This window comes from Amphritea sp. (assembly GCF_050300915.1).
GTDB lineage: Bacteria > Pseudomonadota > Gammaproteobacteria > Pseudomonadales > Balneatricaceae > Amphritea.
In genome coordinates this window covers 1-14360 of record NZ_JBNKYN010000043.1, presented here as the reverse complement: position 1 = coordinate 14360, position 14360 = coordinate 1, and the positions used below count along the sequence as shown (strand labels likewise).

The 14360-nt window shown below is 53.4% G+C and carries 15 protein-coding genes; 1 reads left to right on the top strand and 14 read right to left on the bottom strand.

Annotation, left to right across the window (positions count from 1 at the left end):
- Positions 1–21 precede the first annotated feature (21 nt).
- Together ACQY8X_RS12460 and ACQY8X_RS12455 are read right to left on the bottom strand one after the other, a co-directional pair.
- Positions 22–2466: an efflux RND transporter permease subunit gene (locus ACQY8X_RS12460; RefSeq protein WP_428035467.1), complete on the bottom strand. Its 2445-nt coding sequence runs from the start codon at positions 2464–2466 to the stop codon at positions 22–24.
- A gap of 49 nt (positions 2467–2515) precedes the next feature.
- Positions 2516–3358, bottom strand: a complete 843-nt coding sequence (locus tag ACQY8X_RS12455) for a WD40/YVTN/BNR-like repeat-containing protein (protein WP_428035466.1) — start codon at positions 3356–3358, stop codon at positions 2516–2518.
- 267 nt (positions 3359–3625) lie between these two features.
- Here ACQY8X_RS12455 and ACQY8X_RS12450 point away from each other — a divergent pair, with 267 nt between their 5' ends.
- Positions 3626–4525, top strand: coding sequence for a LysR substrate-binding domain-containing protein (locus ACQY8X_RS12450; protein WP_428035465.1), 900 nt, complete (start codon positions 3626–3628; stop codon positions 4523–4525).
- A 15-nt stretch (positions 4526–4540) separates the two neighbouring features.
- Here ACQY8X_RS12450 and ACQY8X_RS12445 read toward each other — a convergent pair whose 3' ends face one another.
- The 12 genes from ACQY8X_RS12445 to ACQY8X_RS12390 form a co-directional block, all read right to left on the bottom strand.
- Complete coding sequence (locus tag ACQY8X_RS12445) at positions 4541–4840, bottom strand: 2Fe-2S iron-sulfur cluster-binding protein (protein ID WP_428035464.1); 300 nt, start codon at positions 4838–4840, stop codon at positions 4541–4543.
- Positions 4833–5258 carry a hypothetical protein gene (locus tag ACQY8X_RS12440; protein WP_428035463.1) on the bottom strand — a complete coding sequence of 142 codons (426 nt, stop codon included), beginning with the start codon at positions 5256–5258 and terminating at the stop codon, positions 4833–4835. The genes ACQY8X_RS12445 and ACQY8X_RS12440 overlap by 8 nt, the downstream gene beginning before the upstream one ends.
- A 114-nt stretch (positions 5259–5372) precedes the next feature.
- On the bottom strand, positions 5373–6149 hold the full coding sequence (locus ACQY8X_RS12435; protein ID WP_428035462.1) for an SDR family NAD(P)-dependent oxidoreductase: 777 nt from the start codon (positions 6147–6149) through the stop codon (positions 5373–5375).
- A 24-nt stretch (positions 6150–6173) separates the two neighbouring features.
- On the bottom strand, positions 6174–7217 hold the full coding sequence (gene dmpG / locus ACQY8X_RS12430) for a 4-hydroxy-2-oxovalerate aldolase (RefSeq protein WP_428035461.1): 1044 nt from the start codon (positions 7215–7217) through the stop codon (positions 6174–6176).
- Positions 7214–8134 (bottom strand): acetaldehyde dehydrogenase (acetylating), encoded by a 921-nt coding sequence (locus tag ACQY8X_RS12425; RefSeq protein WP_428035482.1) that lies wholly within the window; start codon positions 8132–8134, stop codon positions 7214–7216. Before ACQY8X_RS12425 ends, dmpG begins: the two co-directional genes overlap by 4 nt.
- A complete protein-coding gene (locus tag ACQY8X_RS12420) occupies positions 8128–8355 on the bottom strand; it encodes a tautomerase family protein (protein ID WP_428035460.1) in 228 nt (75 codons plus the stop codon). The genes ACQY8X_RS12425 and ACQY8X_RS12420 overlap by 7 nt, the downstream gene beginning before the upstream one ends.
- Positions 8356–8364: 9 nt before the next feature.
- Positions 8365–9162: a 2-oxo-3-hexenedioate decarboxylase gene (gene dmpH / locus ACQY8X_RS12415; RefSeq protein ID WP_428035459.1), complete on the bottom strand. Its 798-nt coding sequence runs from the start codon at positions 9160–9162 to the stop codon at positions 8365–8367.
- Complete coding sequence (dmpE, locus tag ACQY8X_RS12410) at positions 9159–9956, bottom strand: 2-oxopent-4-enoate hydratase (protein ID WP_428035458.1); 798 nt, start codon at positions 9954–9956, stop codon at positions 9159–9161. Before dmpE ends, dmpH begins: the two co-directional genes overlap by 4 nt.
- A gap of 7 nt (positions 9957–9963) precedes the next feature.
- Positions 9964–11424 (bottom strand): 2-hydroxymuconic semialdehyde dehydrogenase, encoded by a 1461-nt coding sequence (locus tag ACQY8X_RS12405; RefSeq protein WP_428035457.1) that lies wholly within the window; start codon positions 11422–11424, stop codon positions 9964–9966.
- Positions 11425–11655: 231 nt separating this feature from the next.
- Positions 11656–12585, bottom strand: coding sequence for a catechol 2,3-dioxygenase (locus ACQY8X_RS12400; RefSeq protein WP_299198873.1), 930 nt, complete (start codon positions 12583–12585; stop codon positions 11656–11658).
- A 223-nt stretch (positions 12586–12808) separates the two neighbouring features.
- Positions 12809–13870, bottom strand: a complete 1062-nt coding sequence (locus tag ACQY8X_RS12395; protein WP_428035456.1) for an NADH:ubiquinone reductase (Na(+)-transporting) subunit F — start codon at positions 13868–13870, stop codon at positions 12809–12811.
- Between the two features lie 52 nt (positions 13871–13922).
- Positions 13923–14285, bottom strand: coding sequence for a phenol hydroxylase subunit P4 (locus ACQY8X_RS12390; protein WP_428035455.1), 363 nt, complete (start codon positions 14283–14285; stop codon positions 13923–13925).
- Positions 14286–14360: the final 75 nt, after the last annotated feature.

The following is a 14360-nucleotide window of genomic DNA, read 5'->3' as shown; positions in this document are numbered from 1 at the left end:
CCCCTTTCAGGTTTTTGGTTTTTAACAAACGGGTGTCGTAGCGCTTTTAGGTGAACGATCATCACCCAGCGCATCCGCGTGGATCACACCATCCTCATCTTCATAGGCTGCGCAGATAAATTTCGGTTTGAACACCAGCACCCAGGCAGGCACCAGCAACATCGCCGCAGCACCGTTGAGAATCACCATCACACTCAGCAACAGTGCCGCATCGGACTGGAAGCGCAGATCTGACAGCACCACCCACATGACGATCCCGGCGATCAGCGTAATCGCCGTGAAGCTGACCGCCAGACCTGTGGTCCGGATCGCCGTGCGCACGGCAGAGCTGAGGTTGTGCTGCAACGCCATCTCCGCGCGGATGCGGTCCATCATGTAGATCGAATAGTCGATCCCCACCCCAACGCCGACGGCGATGATCGGTACCGTATTGATATTGATCCCCATGCCGGTGATGCCCATATAGGCGTAGGTCAGCGTGGTGGCGAACATCATCGCCATGAACATCATCATGCCGGCCTGCAACGAGGTGTAGAAAAACATCACCATGGCGAAGATCAGCAGGAACACCAGCGGCAGCACCCAGAGATTGGTCTCATAGGCGGCTTCATTCATCGCCGCAGTGACACCAATAGTGCCCCCGGCCAGACGGATCTTCAGTCCCTCGACCTTACCTTCATTGGCATCGATCCACTGCTTGGCGGTGTAGATTGCCCGGCGAATAGTCTCGCCCTGATGATCTTTGTAATAGAACACCAGATTGGCGATCCGCTCGTCGGTATCAACAAACTCATTCAGTGCACCGGGGATCGGGCTGGACATCATGTAGGTAAACATCAGCCCCCCTACATACTGAGCATCATCGGGGATCTGCATCCAGCGCGGATCATCGTTGTGCAGCAGACGGTTCACCTGTTTAACCAGGTCGGGTATCCCTTTGGCCCCACCGACGCCGGGGTCCATCAGCATATGACGCTCAAGATCGGCCAGCGCTTTCAATACTTCAGGACGTTTTATACCGCCTTTCTCACTGGTTTCGGCGACGATATAGAGCTCTTCCGAACCCGGAAAACTGTCATTAATAGCCCCGGAAGAGACGTTATAGTCGTGATTCTGATAGAGAATGGGTGAGCCCGGCTCCGATTCGCCGATCACCACTTTCGATGAGGCATACCAGCCCCCCACCAACAGCAGCGCACCGATCAGCAGTGCATTTTTAGCCGCCTTGCGGGTGCTGATCAGGTCCGCACAGAAGTACCCCACATTACGAAAAACGTTGTGTTTCACTGCATAGTTTTTCGGCTTCGGCAACACCGACAGCAACATCGGTACCGCCAGCAGCACAGTAATGATGATCGACAGAGCCCACAGCGAGGCATAGTGTGCCAGCTTGGTGTTCAGTGGTATGGAGCCGATGGCAATCAGCAGCAGACCGATCGCATCGGACACCACTCCCAGGCTGCCGGGACGGAACAGATTTTCAAAGGTCAGCTGAGCCGCTTTATGATGATCGGAGTGCTCATTCAGTTCGAGATAGTAACGTTCAACGATCTGAATACCGTGGGACATCGCCCGGGCGGAGATCAGGAAGGGAATAACCAGTCCCAGCGGGTCAAGGTTATAACCAAACAGGGAGATAATCCCCAGCCCCCAGATTGTCGATACCACTACCGCCGCCAGCGGAATCAACACGCCATAGGCTTTACGGAAATAGAACACCAGCAACCCGATCATGATCAGCGCGGTAAACATAAAGATCTGAATGATCTGGCCCAGATACTGATAGGCCCAGCCCACCAGCATCGGCTGCCCGGTCACATGAATCTTAAACCCTTTCGCGCCCTCATCGGTGCGCATCTGCTGAATCGCATCAAAGGTTTTAACGTAATCCAGCTGGCCCTCGTTAAGCTGCGCTTTCACCAGCGCCATTTTCATATCCGGGCTGACCAGAGGGCCATAAACGCGGGGGTTGGCGACAATATCCTGACGCAACGCTTCCAGCTCAGCCGCACTCAATTCACCACCCTGAGGATCATAGTAAGACTCAGAGTTCACGTTGCCCTCAGGCGTCATCCATACTTTGCGGGAGTTGCGATGGGTGATACTGGCCACCAGGTTGTGGTTAACTCCCGGCAGGTTATCCACCGCCTGAGTGATGCGGTGAATCCGCGCCAGCGCTTCATTACTGAAGATATCGCCGTTTTCAACCTCAACCCCGACGATTACCACATTGGCACCGCCAAAGGACTCCTTAATCTCGTTATGCAACACGATATAGGGGTGTTCCTGAGGCAACAGGTCGGCAAAATCAGAATACATTTTTACGCCGGGAATCTGGCTGGCAAAGAACAGCGTGACTATCAGAATCAGCCCCAGCACAATTTTAGGGCTGTTGAAAATCCGCTCATCCAGATTGTGTAGCAGATGAGTGACTTTATGGGATTGTGCAGATGCTTTATCAGACATATCCGTAGTTCCAAAAATTATTATTATTTAAATCAGCCTGTGAAAAGGCTCAGATATCGACCGTAAAGAGAGCACCCCAGCCACCAGATACCAGTAGGTGTTGCTTATCCAGCAGTTTGCCGTCCCGCAGATAGACCGGAATATTGGGTGTATCCAGCTTGCGCCAGAGACTGTGTTGCTGCTCCAGAACCGTGCCGTGATCACCAAAAGCGAACAGCCGGCCGTCCCGGGCGTAGAAGTTATAGATCGGAGAATCGGTCGGAGTCTCCTGAGACTGCCAGCTCTGGCCAGCATCATTGGTGTACAGAATGGTGCCCCCCAGCCCTGCGACCCAGCCGGTTGAGGGATCACTGAAATAGCTGGTCATGGGGAAAAATTCATTGGGGATCGGATCCAGTAAAGTCCAGTTTTCACCACCATCCTCAGAGCGCGCCAGTAGTCCGAACTCACCGGTGGCTATCAGGTTCTGGCTATCAAAAAACTGCACCGAAGAGATAGCAGCATCTTCGTTGAGGCTCTGCTCATTCCAGCTGGCACCTTTATCATGACTGCTGACCAGGGTGCTGAAACTGCCAGCGGCCCAGTAACTGTTGTCCGGTCCACAGGCCACTGAAGTCAGGCTTTCCCGGGTGGGAATATCACTGCTACGCCAGTGTTGCCCCTGGTCCTCACTGATCCACAGCTGACGCTCCATACTCAGAGCGATCAGTGACTGATCGGGACACAGTTCGATATCGACAAAGTTAGGATTGTTACTCAGCTGCTGCCGCTGCCATTTAAGATCGCTGACCGGACTGGTCAGCACGACGCCATCGGAACCCACCACGACAACCTGATCCTGACTTACCGCTACACCCAGCAACTGATCGGTGCGATGCACCGCTTTACTCATCTCTGTTTCAACCCCCTCAAGATTCAGGGGAGCCTCGCATCCTGCGAGAAAAGTTGTCAGAGCAAAAACTAACGTTGATCTGAGGTGCCTGTTATTTGTTATTTTTATAAACATGACTTACGCCTGCACTGTTTACTGATTGTTGGAGAATTCTCACTCCTGACAGACAAAATAACGCAGGCAACTCATTACCATCCAATACTATTGATATTCCATCTCAATACTTTTAAGGTATTAAATTATTCAAACCAAACAGGCGGGCGAGTGATGGATCTGCGTAAACTCAGATATTTCAAGGTGGTAGCGGATGAAAAACATATCGGCAGAGCCGCCAAAGTACTGCATATTTCCCAACCACCACTAACCCGGCAGATCCATCAACTGGAAGAGGATCTGGGAGTGACGCTGTTCAACAGAACGCCCAAAGGGATGGAGCTGACCGATGCCGGACGGCTTTTCAGGGAAGAGGTCAACAATATTTTCGGCCTGATAGAACAAGCCACTGAGCGAACACAAAAAGCGGGACAGGGTCGGCTTGGCCGACTGGATATTGCGATATTTGGTTCAGGCATTATGGGGGACATACCCAAAATCCTGCTGGCCTTTAAAGAACGTTACCCGGAGGTCAATGTCGTCCTGCATACCATGGATAAAGGCGAGCAGATCAATGCCTTGCGACAGAAACGTATCAGCCTGGGCTTTAACCGCATGCTGGCCCCCCTGCCCGATATTAGCTCTGAGCTGGTGACGACGGAAAAGCTATTACTCGCCATTAACAGCAACCACCCACTGGCGGCGCTGCCTGAAATACCTTTCACTGAGATCAGCGATATTCCACTGATTCTGTTTCCATCCAGCAACCGGCCGAACTTTATCGACAAAACGATTCGTCTCTGCCAGCTATCCGGATTTACGCCCCATATATCGCAGGAAGTCGGCGATGCAGTCACCGGCGTGGCACTGGTAGCGAGTGGATTTGGTGCATGCCTAGTGCCCCAGTCGGCCACCGTTTTAAGCCTGCCCGGGGTGGTTTATAAGCCATTAATCGATACCCCGGATGAAGCCGAAGTCGATCTCAGCTGTATCTTCAGAAAAGAGGATGAATCGCCGTTGTTGAAAGCGTTTCTGGAGATACTGATCGGCTACCGTATAGCGAAAAGTCAGTGACGCCAGCGCTGCTGATCAGATGTTTTTCGACATTTTACCAATCACTTCGATTTCCAGATCGGTTTGCGGATAGATACGGCAGGCGAGCGCAAAGTGGTTTTCACGTTCAGCCTCGCTGATATGGCATTTACTCATCGTCCGACTGCTATATTCACCTTCGAGTACCTGAATTTTACACACACCACAGCCACCACCCCGACACCCCAGAGGGATGCCTTTTTTGCCCAGACGCGCCATGCCATGCAGGATTGACTCACCGGCTTTACAGACATAGGTCTCATCAGTTTCCGTCAGTCGGATCTGATAACTAGCCATGGGCCTTCTCCTGTTGGCGTGCCTCCACTTCACGCTTGCGGATCTCACTGGCAGGCGCACCGGCGATAAACCAGTCTTCAGGTTTAACCTGGCTGCAGCGACCGCGAATCGCGGCAGCATCTACCGCCAGCACATCACTCAACAGTGTAGTAAACCTCTCAGCTATCCGTGTCCGCTGTTCAAACGGCCTGCCCTCCAGCACGATAAACTCGAAAAATGCAGCCGGACTGCCGGACACGGAGCAAACCTGACCACCCACAGCCACCGCCCCTGCCTGGTAGCGGTTAATAAACACCCGGGTTCGTTCGACCGGGCTATCCAGCTCCTGAGCATAAATAGCACTGGCTTGCTCCAGAATCCTGGCGGAGGACTCTGCCGTTAAGAGCGCCTCAGATATATGAAAGGTTGCGATCGGCATCACTGAACTCCTTATTATTTTTATCTTCTCTGCGCTTGTCGTTAAGAGATTCCTGCCTTAATCGCATCAAGGCAGGACAACTAAGCACAACTAAGCAGAACGATCTCTCCCCGGTTATGGCAAACCTTTGCGACGGCCGGAATCCAGCATCAGCGTAGACCCGGTCATAGCGGTTGCTTCAGGATCAAGCAGCATATCCACCGCCCAGGCCACCTGCCCAGGCGTGGTAAAGGCACTGATAGAGGACTCCGCTTTCATATCATCCAGCACATCATCAACCGTGCAGCCGCGCATCTCTGCCCGGGCCACGGCCACCTTTCTCAGCCGCTCGGTATCGGCAGGGCCTGGCGCAATAACATGCGCCGTGACACCCCGTTTGCCATAGGCCAGGCTCAGCTGGCGCGAGACATTAAACAGCGCGGCATTAGCCACCCCGGCAGACGCGGCATAAGCCGTCGGCTCCAGACCATAGTGACCACCAATGGAGATCAGCCTGCTACCCTCTGTCAGAAAGCTGTCAGCGGCCCGACTCAGGCGCAACAAGCCACCCACTTTGATATTCACCGCATCCACCATTGTCGCCGTTGGCGCTTCCAGAATACCTCCCGCTACCCCAACACCCGGGCCGTGCACCACCGCCCTGACAGTGCTATTCAGAGCAACATCATCCAGCACTGTACGAATCGCCTCAATGGCACTGTCATCACTGATGTCAGCCACACAGGGAATAACGCCCGCATGGGCTTCTGACAAGGCCTGCAAACTGGCTGCTGAACGCGCCACAGCGACTACCTTCAGCCCCCGGGCCAGCAATCGTTCGACAATCGCCTGGCCAAAGGCACCGGTTGCGCCGACGACAACCGCCGTTTCACCCTTAAAATCTGTGTTCATCTCAACCGCCTTTCAGTCGATCCGTTAAAAATTCTGTTTCAATAAACCACGCTCTTTGGCCATGGTCATTGCGGTGTCCTGAATCATATCTTCCTGACCACCGATCATCTTTTTGCGTCCCAGTTCCACCAGGATATCCCGGGCCGGTACCCCAAACCGCTCCGCTGCACGTTTGGCATGCAACAGGAAGGTCGAATAAACCCCCGCATAACCGAGGGTCAGAGAGTCTTTATCCACCCGGACAATGTGATCCATCATCGGGAAGATGATCTCATCGGCAATATCCATGGTCTTAAACAGATCGACACCGGTTTCGATACCCATCCGTTCGCAAACGGCGATAAACACCTCCAGTGGCGTATTACCCGCCCCGGCTCCCAGACCGGCCACTGAGCCATCAATACGTGATGCCCCCGCCGCAATAGCCGCAATGGAGTTGGAGATTCCCAGCCCCATATTGTGATGACCATGGAAACCGATCTCCGTTTCCGGTTTCAGGACATCCCGAAGAGCAGTGACACGTTGAGTAACATCTTCCGGCAACATGAAACCAGCAGAATCAGTGATATAGACAGTATTGGCACCGTAGGACTCCATTTTTTTCGCTTCCTGCGCCAGTGAACTGGCATCAGACAGGTGAGACATCATCAGAAAACCGGTGGTATCCATCCCCAGTTCACGGGCACAGGCGATATGCTGTGGTGAGGTATCGGCTTCGGTACAGTGGGTTGCCACATGTACGCTGCGGGCACCTGAATGATAGGCGGACTTCAGCTCTTTCATCGTCCCCAATCCCGGCAACAGCAGGACAGATACCACCGCCTGCTTCATCCGCGATGCAACCGCTTCGATATACTCCTCATTGCTGGCCAGGGCGAAACCATGCTGCAGCGAGTTGCCGCCGAGACCCGCGCCATGGGTCACCTGGATATAGGGCATCCCGGCATCATCGAGGGCGGTCGCGACTTTAACCATCTGCTCTACAGAGATCTGTTCCCGCTTGGCATGCATGCCGTCGCGCAGACACATATCATGCAGAATGACTTTACGTCCGTTCAGATCACTCATGAGGCCACCTCCACTGGGTTGAGTTGAATTTTTCCGGCGAGTATCTCCTCGGCAAACATCTCCGCAGTGCGGGTTGCCGCCGCGGTCATAATGTCGAGGTTGCCGGCATACTTAGGCAGATAATCCCCCAGCCCCTCAACCTCCATAAACACAGCGACCTTATTGCCTTCGAAACTCGGGCCGTTGACCAGTTTGTAACCCGGCACATATTTCTGCACCTCTTTGATCATGGCCAGCACCGACGCGGTAATTTTCGCCTCGTCCGGCTCACCTTCAGTGAGGCAGTAGATGGTGTTACGCATAATCATCGGAGGTTCTGCGGGATTGATAATCGCCAGCGCCTTACCCTTTTTCGCACCGCCCACCACTTCAATAGCGTTGGAGGTGGTATAGGTAAACTCATCGAGATTAGCCCGGGTGCCGGGGCCAATCGATTTAGAGGAAAGACTGGCAATAATCTCTGCGTATTCAACCCCCTGCACCTGAGACACGGCACTGACAATCGGAATCGTCGCCTGGCCCGCACAGGAGATCATATTGACGTTCATCTCCACTTTTTCAGCATGCTGCTTCAGGTTTACCGGTGGCACACACAGAGGACCGATAGCCGCTGGCGTCAGGTCGATCATCATCACCCCCAGCGCGTTCAGTTTGCGACTATTTTCCGCATGGACATAGGCACTGGTGGCATCAAAGGCGATCTGGATGCCATCTTCCAAAACATGGGGAAGTAAGCCATCAATGCCTTCATGGGTTGTTTTCAGTCCCATCGCAGCGGCCCGTGTCAGACCTTCTGATTCAGGGTCGATACCGACCATCCACACCGGCTCAAGGAACTCACTGCGTTGAATTTTATAGATCAGATCAGTGCCAATATTGCCTGACCCGATCAATGCACATCTGATCTTTTTCATGATTTTTCCTCTTCGACGAGGGAGGCTGACTTCGCCTGATCCGATGCGCGACCGGCGCGCCCGCCCACGTAAAATTCATCTTTTTTATGTTCGGTTACCAGAATACGCACCGTATCAATGCTGACACCAAAACCGTCCGCTGCAGCTTTTGAAATAGCTGCCGCAGCCCGCGCCTTAATCTCTGAGCTGCGCCCTTCTAAAATATGAACTTCAATAATCGGCATAAATTGTCCTCACTCCCCGAACCGGATAGAGATTGAGCCCAGCTCCTGAAACCGGGCAATAACATGGTCACCAGGCGCGACGGCAACCGCTGCCGTGATCCCGCCACTCATCACAAAACTACCGGCAGGTAGTTCCTCCCCCATCCCGGCGAGAATATTCACCAACATCGCCACCGCCGCTGCCGGATGGTCCATCACCGCCGCAGCGGCCCCCATCTCGACAATTTCACCATTTTTTTCCAGTACTGCGCCGATGGTGGGCAGGTCCAGTTCCTCCACATACCGGGGACGACCACCGCCGACAAAACGCGCCGATGAGCCGTTGTCGGCAACCACGCTTTGCAGATCAAATTTAAAACCGGAAAAACGTGAATCGATCACCTCAATGGCGGGCAATACATAATCGGTAGCCTGCAGCACATCCTCTGCGGTGCAGCCAGGCCCTGACAGTTTTTCCCGGGTGACAAATGCGATTTCACACTCAACCCGTGGATGCACCAGATCAGCGGTTGAGATCACCGAATTTTCCGGACGTGACATTTTGTCGGTCAGGAAGCCGATAGAGGGCTGATCCACCCCCATCTGCTTCATCTTCGCCCGGGAGGTTAATCCCGCTTTCCAGCCAACCAGCTTATGGCCCTGTTCAATAAAGCGTTTGCGCAGCTCCGTCTGAATCGCATAGCCATCAGCCATCGTCATCAATGGGTATTCATCGGTGAGTTTGGGGATCGCATAAGCGCGGGTCTGAGCACCCTCTACACGTTCACACAGGCGGACTATCGCCTCTCTATCCAGCGTTGTTTTCATACTGCGCTTCTCCCGGAGAATCTGACCTTACAGCGGCCCAGCCCACCCACATTGCACTCAAGTTCGTCACCGTGCTGCACCGCCACCAGTTCAGACTGAGATCCTGACAAAATCACCTCACCCGCTTTAAAGGGGATGCCCAGCTCACCCAGAGTATTCGCCAGCCAGGCGACCGCATTAACCGGTGAACCCTGAACTGCCGCGCCGACACTGGTGGAGTAGAGCTCACCATTTTTATGCAACACCATACCGGCCAGGGTGAGATCCAGCTTACGCGGATCGCCTTTGACATCGCCCAGCACATACACACCGCAGGACGCGTTATCCGCCACCGTATCCTCAATCCTGATTTTCCAGTCGGTAATACGGGAATCGACAATCTCGAAACAGGGCACGACATAATCGGTGGCACGGATCACATCCATGGCGGTAATACCAGGGCCGTTAAGATCCTCTTTGAGAACGAACGCCAGTTCGGCCTCCGCTTTCGGCTGAATCAAACCATCCAGATCGATCATGTTATCGCCCGCGATCTGCATAGCGGAGGTGAGAATGCCAAAATCAGGCTGATACACCCCCAGAAACTGCTGTACCGGCTTACTGGTCACGCCAATTTTTTTACCGACCACAGTCTCCCCCGCCTCCAGCCGACGGGCGATAAACCGCTGTTGTATCTGATAGGCCTGTGCCAGCGTGATATCCAGATCCCGCTCGGTAAATGGTTTAATAGTGCTGCGTGACCGAAATGCGGCATACAGCTCATCACCTAACTGATTAATTATTTCCTGATCCATAACCACCTCAGAGTTTGATACAGACATTGCGCATCTCGGTATAAAACTCGAGGGAGTGCACACCGCCTTCACGGCCAATACCGGACTGTTTCGAACCACCGAATGCGGTGCGCAGATCCCGCAGGAACCAGCTGTTAATCCAGGTCACCCCGACATCGACCGCAGCGGCCATCCGATGAGCGCGGGTCAGATCATTGGTCCAGATGGTGGTGGACAAGCCATAGTCGTTAGCATTGGCATAGCCAACCACTTCTGACTCGCTGTCAAACGGACAGATATGGCAACAGGGGCCGAAGATCTCTTCGCGAACCACGGTGGCGGTTTCTGGCAAGCCGGTCCAGATAGTGGGTTGTACCCAGTTACCTTCAGACAGCTCGGCAGCCATTTCGGGAATACCACCACCGGTAACCACCGTCGCGCCCTCTTCAACCGCTTTGCGATAATAGGAGAGCACTTTATCCTGATGCTCCCTGCTGATCAGAGGTCCGTAATTCGACTCATGATTTTCCGGGCGACCATACTTCACCGCTTCTGCTTTCAGCTTCAGCGCATTCACAAACCGATCAAAAATGGGGCGTTCGACATAGACCTTCTCTGTCCCCAGACAGACCTGCCCGGTATTCAGAAAAGCGGAGCGGAAGATACCATCAACCGCCGCTTCAAAATCAGCATCGGCAAACACGATACCGGCATTCTTACCGCCCATCTCAAAGGACACATCTCGACACCCCTCGGCCGCCGCTTTCATAATGGCGGTGCCGGTACGGGTTTCGCCGGTAAAGGTGATCGCATCCACCGACTGGTTCTGCGTCAGAAACTCACCCGCCGAGTCGGGGCCAAAACCGTGCACCACGTTAAACACACCTTTAGGAATGCCAACGCTGTTCATCACTTCACCCAGCAGGGTGGTGGTCAGCGGTGTTTCTTCAGAGGGTTTGACCACCACGGTGTTGCCACAGGCCAGCGCCGGCCCCACTTTCCAGGTCATCAACAGAAAGGGGGCATTCCAGGGGGAGATAACACCGATAACCCCTTTTGGCACCCGCAGCCCATAGTTGAGGGCGCCACGGCCATCGGGAGTGGCCATCTGATAGCTTTCAGTGGGTACATTCTTAATAATGTCGGCAAACACTTTGAAGTTAGCCGCGCCCCGGGGGATAAACGCGTGGGTCATCACGTGGTGCGGCTGTCCGGTATCAGCCATCTCGGCCGCGACAAAATCATCAAAGCGACGGGTAATCTCATCGGCAACGCCGTAGAGAAGATCAACCCGCTGATCGACCGTCAACTGGCCCCACTCACCGGTCAATGCCGCTTTTGCCGCCGCTACTGCCCGGTCAACATCCGCACGACCGGCTTCAGCGACAGTGGCGATAATGCTGTTATCCACAGGTGAGCGCTTGTCAAACCGGCGCCCCGATTCAGCCTCAACAAACTCACCATTTATAAAATTATTAACTTGATGCATTGCTGCTCACCTTTGTTTGATTACTGCTGGCACCGTTCCATTCCATCCAGTTTATGCAGCCACTCAGATACCGTCTAATACTGTTTTTATCCAGAAGCAATACCTAATAGGTATTAAGATTGATATAGGAAAGTCTTTGGATGGTGGCACCCGTAATCTGTAAACGTTAAAAAATCAGATTCAGAGAAGTAAAACTGCATGCAGGTAAACCGCATGCAGTTCAGCAGGAGATCAGGTAACGATGGTCAGGAATGACTCATGCAGTTTACGCTGAGGGTAGTCCAGTCCCTGGGGGAAGTGATCCCAGTCCCAGGTGATGGTTTCATAGTCAGGATAGGGCTGATATCCCCCCATAAAGGTTTCGAAGCGGTTACCGGACGGGTCCCAGGCATAGATAGTACAGCCACGGGTAATACCGTGACGGGTAGGACCGATATCCACCGACACCTCATTCATCGACATAATATCCCCGGCCCGCAGCACTTTCTCCCAGCTTTCCATCAGGAATGAACAGTGGTGCAACTTACCGGGCTCAGGATGTTCAACAAAGGCGATATCATGAACTTTATGAGAGCAGGACAGCCATAACGCGGCCTCAAACTCGCCATCTTCGGCCAGCACCCGCTCCACCAGAAAGAAATCCAACACATCTTCAAAGATCTTTTTGTTGGCGGCCACATTCGGTCCGTACAGCAGCATATGGTCCAGACGAACCGGCGCAATACCATGTTCACTGGCGGCATTCCACGGGCCCGGATTGGCATTGGTCAGGCCATTACCAACAGCAGTTTTCTCTGCATAAAGCTCCATGATGTGACCGGTTGGCAGAGTAAAGCGGACACGGTCACCGGTTTCCAGCATCTCGCCAGCAGGCATACGGCTGGTTTCAATACCATACTCATTCAGGTCCGCTTCCAGTTTATCCAGCGTCTCTGCATTGAGTACTTTAAAACCGAAGAAATCCATACCCGCTTCTTCAGCCTGACGAATAATGTAACTGCTATGATCCCGTTCGTCCCAGCACTTAAAATAAACCCGCCCCTGATCATCACGACCGGTTTCAACTAAACCCAGTACATCACGATAAAAACGCACACTCTCTTCCAGATCGAATACACGAATCTGCACATGTCCCGGTCTTAATACACCTGTCATTGCCATCTCAAAAGCTCCTGATTTTTATCTTATTTTTATAAAGCATGACGCTTTAATGCATCAGCGTCGCTAAATTCTCTAAAGCACTTTTTGCTCGTACTTTCAGTGTATGCGGGCCACCGAATACCGTCTAATACCGTTTAATGCTTTAACAGATACCTTTTAGGTATCAATATAATCAGCACAATTTATATCTTCACAGCCACTAAACACCCGCCCACTTTTTCAATCAGATCCGTTTAAACAGCGCCGAGCGATTCTGCTCTTCAGCACCATCGGCAGCGGTGACAAAGCGTTCCATATGGATATCCCGCTCAAACAACCGCCCCTGCATCAGGGTGGTTATCGCCGCGTCGATCATCGGTGGCGGGCCGCAGAGATACGCTTTATTACCATCAAACCGACCATTGAACTGTGCCTGGGCCGCTTCATGAACAAAACCGGTAAAGCCCTGCCAGTCATCCTCCGGTTCCGGTGCATTCAGCGCGGGCACGTAGGTAAAGTTGTCAAACTCCCGGTCGAGGTTTTCAAACAGCGCCCGGTTATACAGTTCAGAGAGATTACGCGCCCCATGCAACAGCGTAATTGGACGGCTATCACCCTCTTCCAGCAGATCCAGAATCATCGATTGCGGGCTGGATAGCCCCGAACCACCGGCGATAAAGATCGCGCCCTGATCATCCGATTTGCGCACGAAAAACTGGCCGTATGGCCCGCTGACATCCAGAGTATCCCCCACCGCCAGCTGCTGATGCAGGTAGGTGGTGCCCGCCCCGCCCGGCACCAGACGGACATGCAGTTCCAGTGTGGTGGCATCGGAGGGCTTGTTAGCGATGGAGAACGCCCGGCTGCCCTCCACTCCGGGTAACTTCAGGTTGATATACTGCCCGGCCTGAAATGCCATCGACCTGTCCAGTGCAAAAACGATCCCTTTAATCGTTGGTGACAGATCGTTAATCTCGGTGACCGTGCCGATAAAATCCTCCACCGGATAACCGGCAAAGTCATCATCGACATCGATATCCGCTTCGATCACCATATCCGATTCCGGCGTGCAGCAGCAGGCCAGTACCTTGCCCTCCTCCCGCTCCATATCCATCAGCGCGAAGGGAGAGGCATTACCCAGATCACTTTCACCTTCCAGCACCTGCACTTTGCAGGTAGCACAGGTGCCGTGACCACAGGCAAACGGCAACCAGACCCCCTGACGCAGGGCAGCATCCAGAATGGTCTGCCCCTCTTCAACCTCGATTACATCACCGGTTGGTTCTACTGTTACTTCATAACTCATCGTGTCACCCTACTCTTACCATGAAGCTGAGCGTTGTTTGTCTCATCTGTTCTCAGACACCGGCGTTTTGATAACCGCGCAGTTCAGGGGTTTTAAAACGGATCAGCGACTTATGCCCTACCCCCTGAGCCTCAAGGCTGACATCCAGTTGTGGTTTAAACGGTTCACCATCCAGCAGCCACTCAGCGCTGTCCCAGTTGATCTGTTTAAATTCAGGGTGCTGACCAAAGGCTTCCGGCATGATGGTTTCGATCACTGCCGCAAAGGGCATGGAGGGGGGCAGCGGGAACGCTTTGGCAGCGCAGAACATGCGGTGCTCATCCCAACCGAGATAAACAATCTGATTGCCGTGGAAGTTCTCCACCCGGTCCATCCGCTCGCCCTGATAGTCAGGATTTAGTGCATATACAGGCATTTTCATATCCTCTTGTTATTCTTGTGCGGGTGCAGCCCTGCCACACCCGTTGACAGGTTGATGACCGGTTCAGGC

Bases quoted from the DNA above. Each gene is read 5' to 3' on its own strand.
- ACQY8X_RS12460 (WP_428035467.1), bottom strand. From the start codon at position 2,466: ATGTCTGATAAAGCATCTGCACAATCCCATAAAGTCACTCATCTGCTA.
- ACQY8X_RS12455 (WP_428035466.1), bottom strand. From the start codon at position 3,358: ATGAGTAAAGCGGTGCATCGCACCGATCAGTTGCTGGGTGTAGCGGTA.
- ACQY8X_RS12450 (WP_428035465.1), top strand. From the start codon at position 3,626: ATGGATCTGCGTAAACTCAGATATTTCAAGGTGGTAGCGGATGAAAAA.
- ACQY8X_RS12445 (WP_428035464.1), bottom strand. From the start codon at position 4,840: ATGGCTAGTTATCAGATCCGACTGACGGAAACTGATGAGACCTATGTC.
- ACQY8X_RS12440 (WP_428035463.1), bottom strand. From the start codon at position 5,258: ATGCCGATCGCAACCTTTCATATATCTGAGGCGCTCTTAACGGCAGAG.
- ACQY8X_RS12435 (WP_428035462.1), bottom strand. From the start codon at position 6,149: ATGAACACAGATTTTAAGGGTGAAACGGCGGTTGTCGTCGGCGCAACC.
- dmpG (WP_428035461.1), bottom strand. From the start codon at position 7,217: ATGAGTGATCTGAACGGACGTAAAGTCATTCTGCATGATATGTGTCTG.
- ACQY8X_RS12420 (WP_428035460.1), bottom strand. From the start codon at position 8,355: ATGCCGATTATTGAAGTTCATATTTTAGAAGGGCGCAGCTCAGAGATT.
- dmpH (WP_428035459.1), bottom strand. From the start codon at position 9,162: ATGAAAACAACGCTGGATAGAGAGGCGATAGTCCGCCTGTGTGAACGT.
- dmpE (WP_428035458.1), bottom strand. From the start codon at position 9,956: ATGGATCAGGAAATAATTAATCAGTTAGGTGATGAGCTGTATGCCGCA.
- ACQY8X_RS12405 (WP_428035457.1), bottom strand. From the start codon at position 11,424: ATGCATCAAGTTAATAATTTTATAAATGGTGAGTTTGTTGAGGCTGAA.
- ACQY8X_RS12400 (WP_299198873.1), bottom strand. From the start codon at position 12,585: ATGGCAATGACAGGTGTATTAAGACCGGGACATGTGCAGATTCGTGTA.
- ACQY8X_RS12395 (WP_428035456.1), bottom strand. From the start codon at position 13,870: ATGAGTTATGAAGTAACAGTAGAACCAACCGGTGATGTAATCGAGGTT.
- ACQY8X_RS12390 (WP_428035455.1), bottom strand. From the start codon at position 14,285: ATGCCTGTATATGCACTAAATCCTGACTATCAGGGCGAGCGGATGGAC.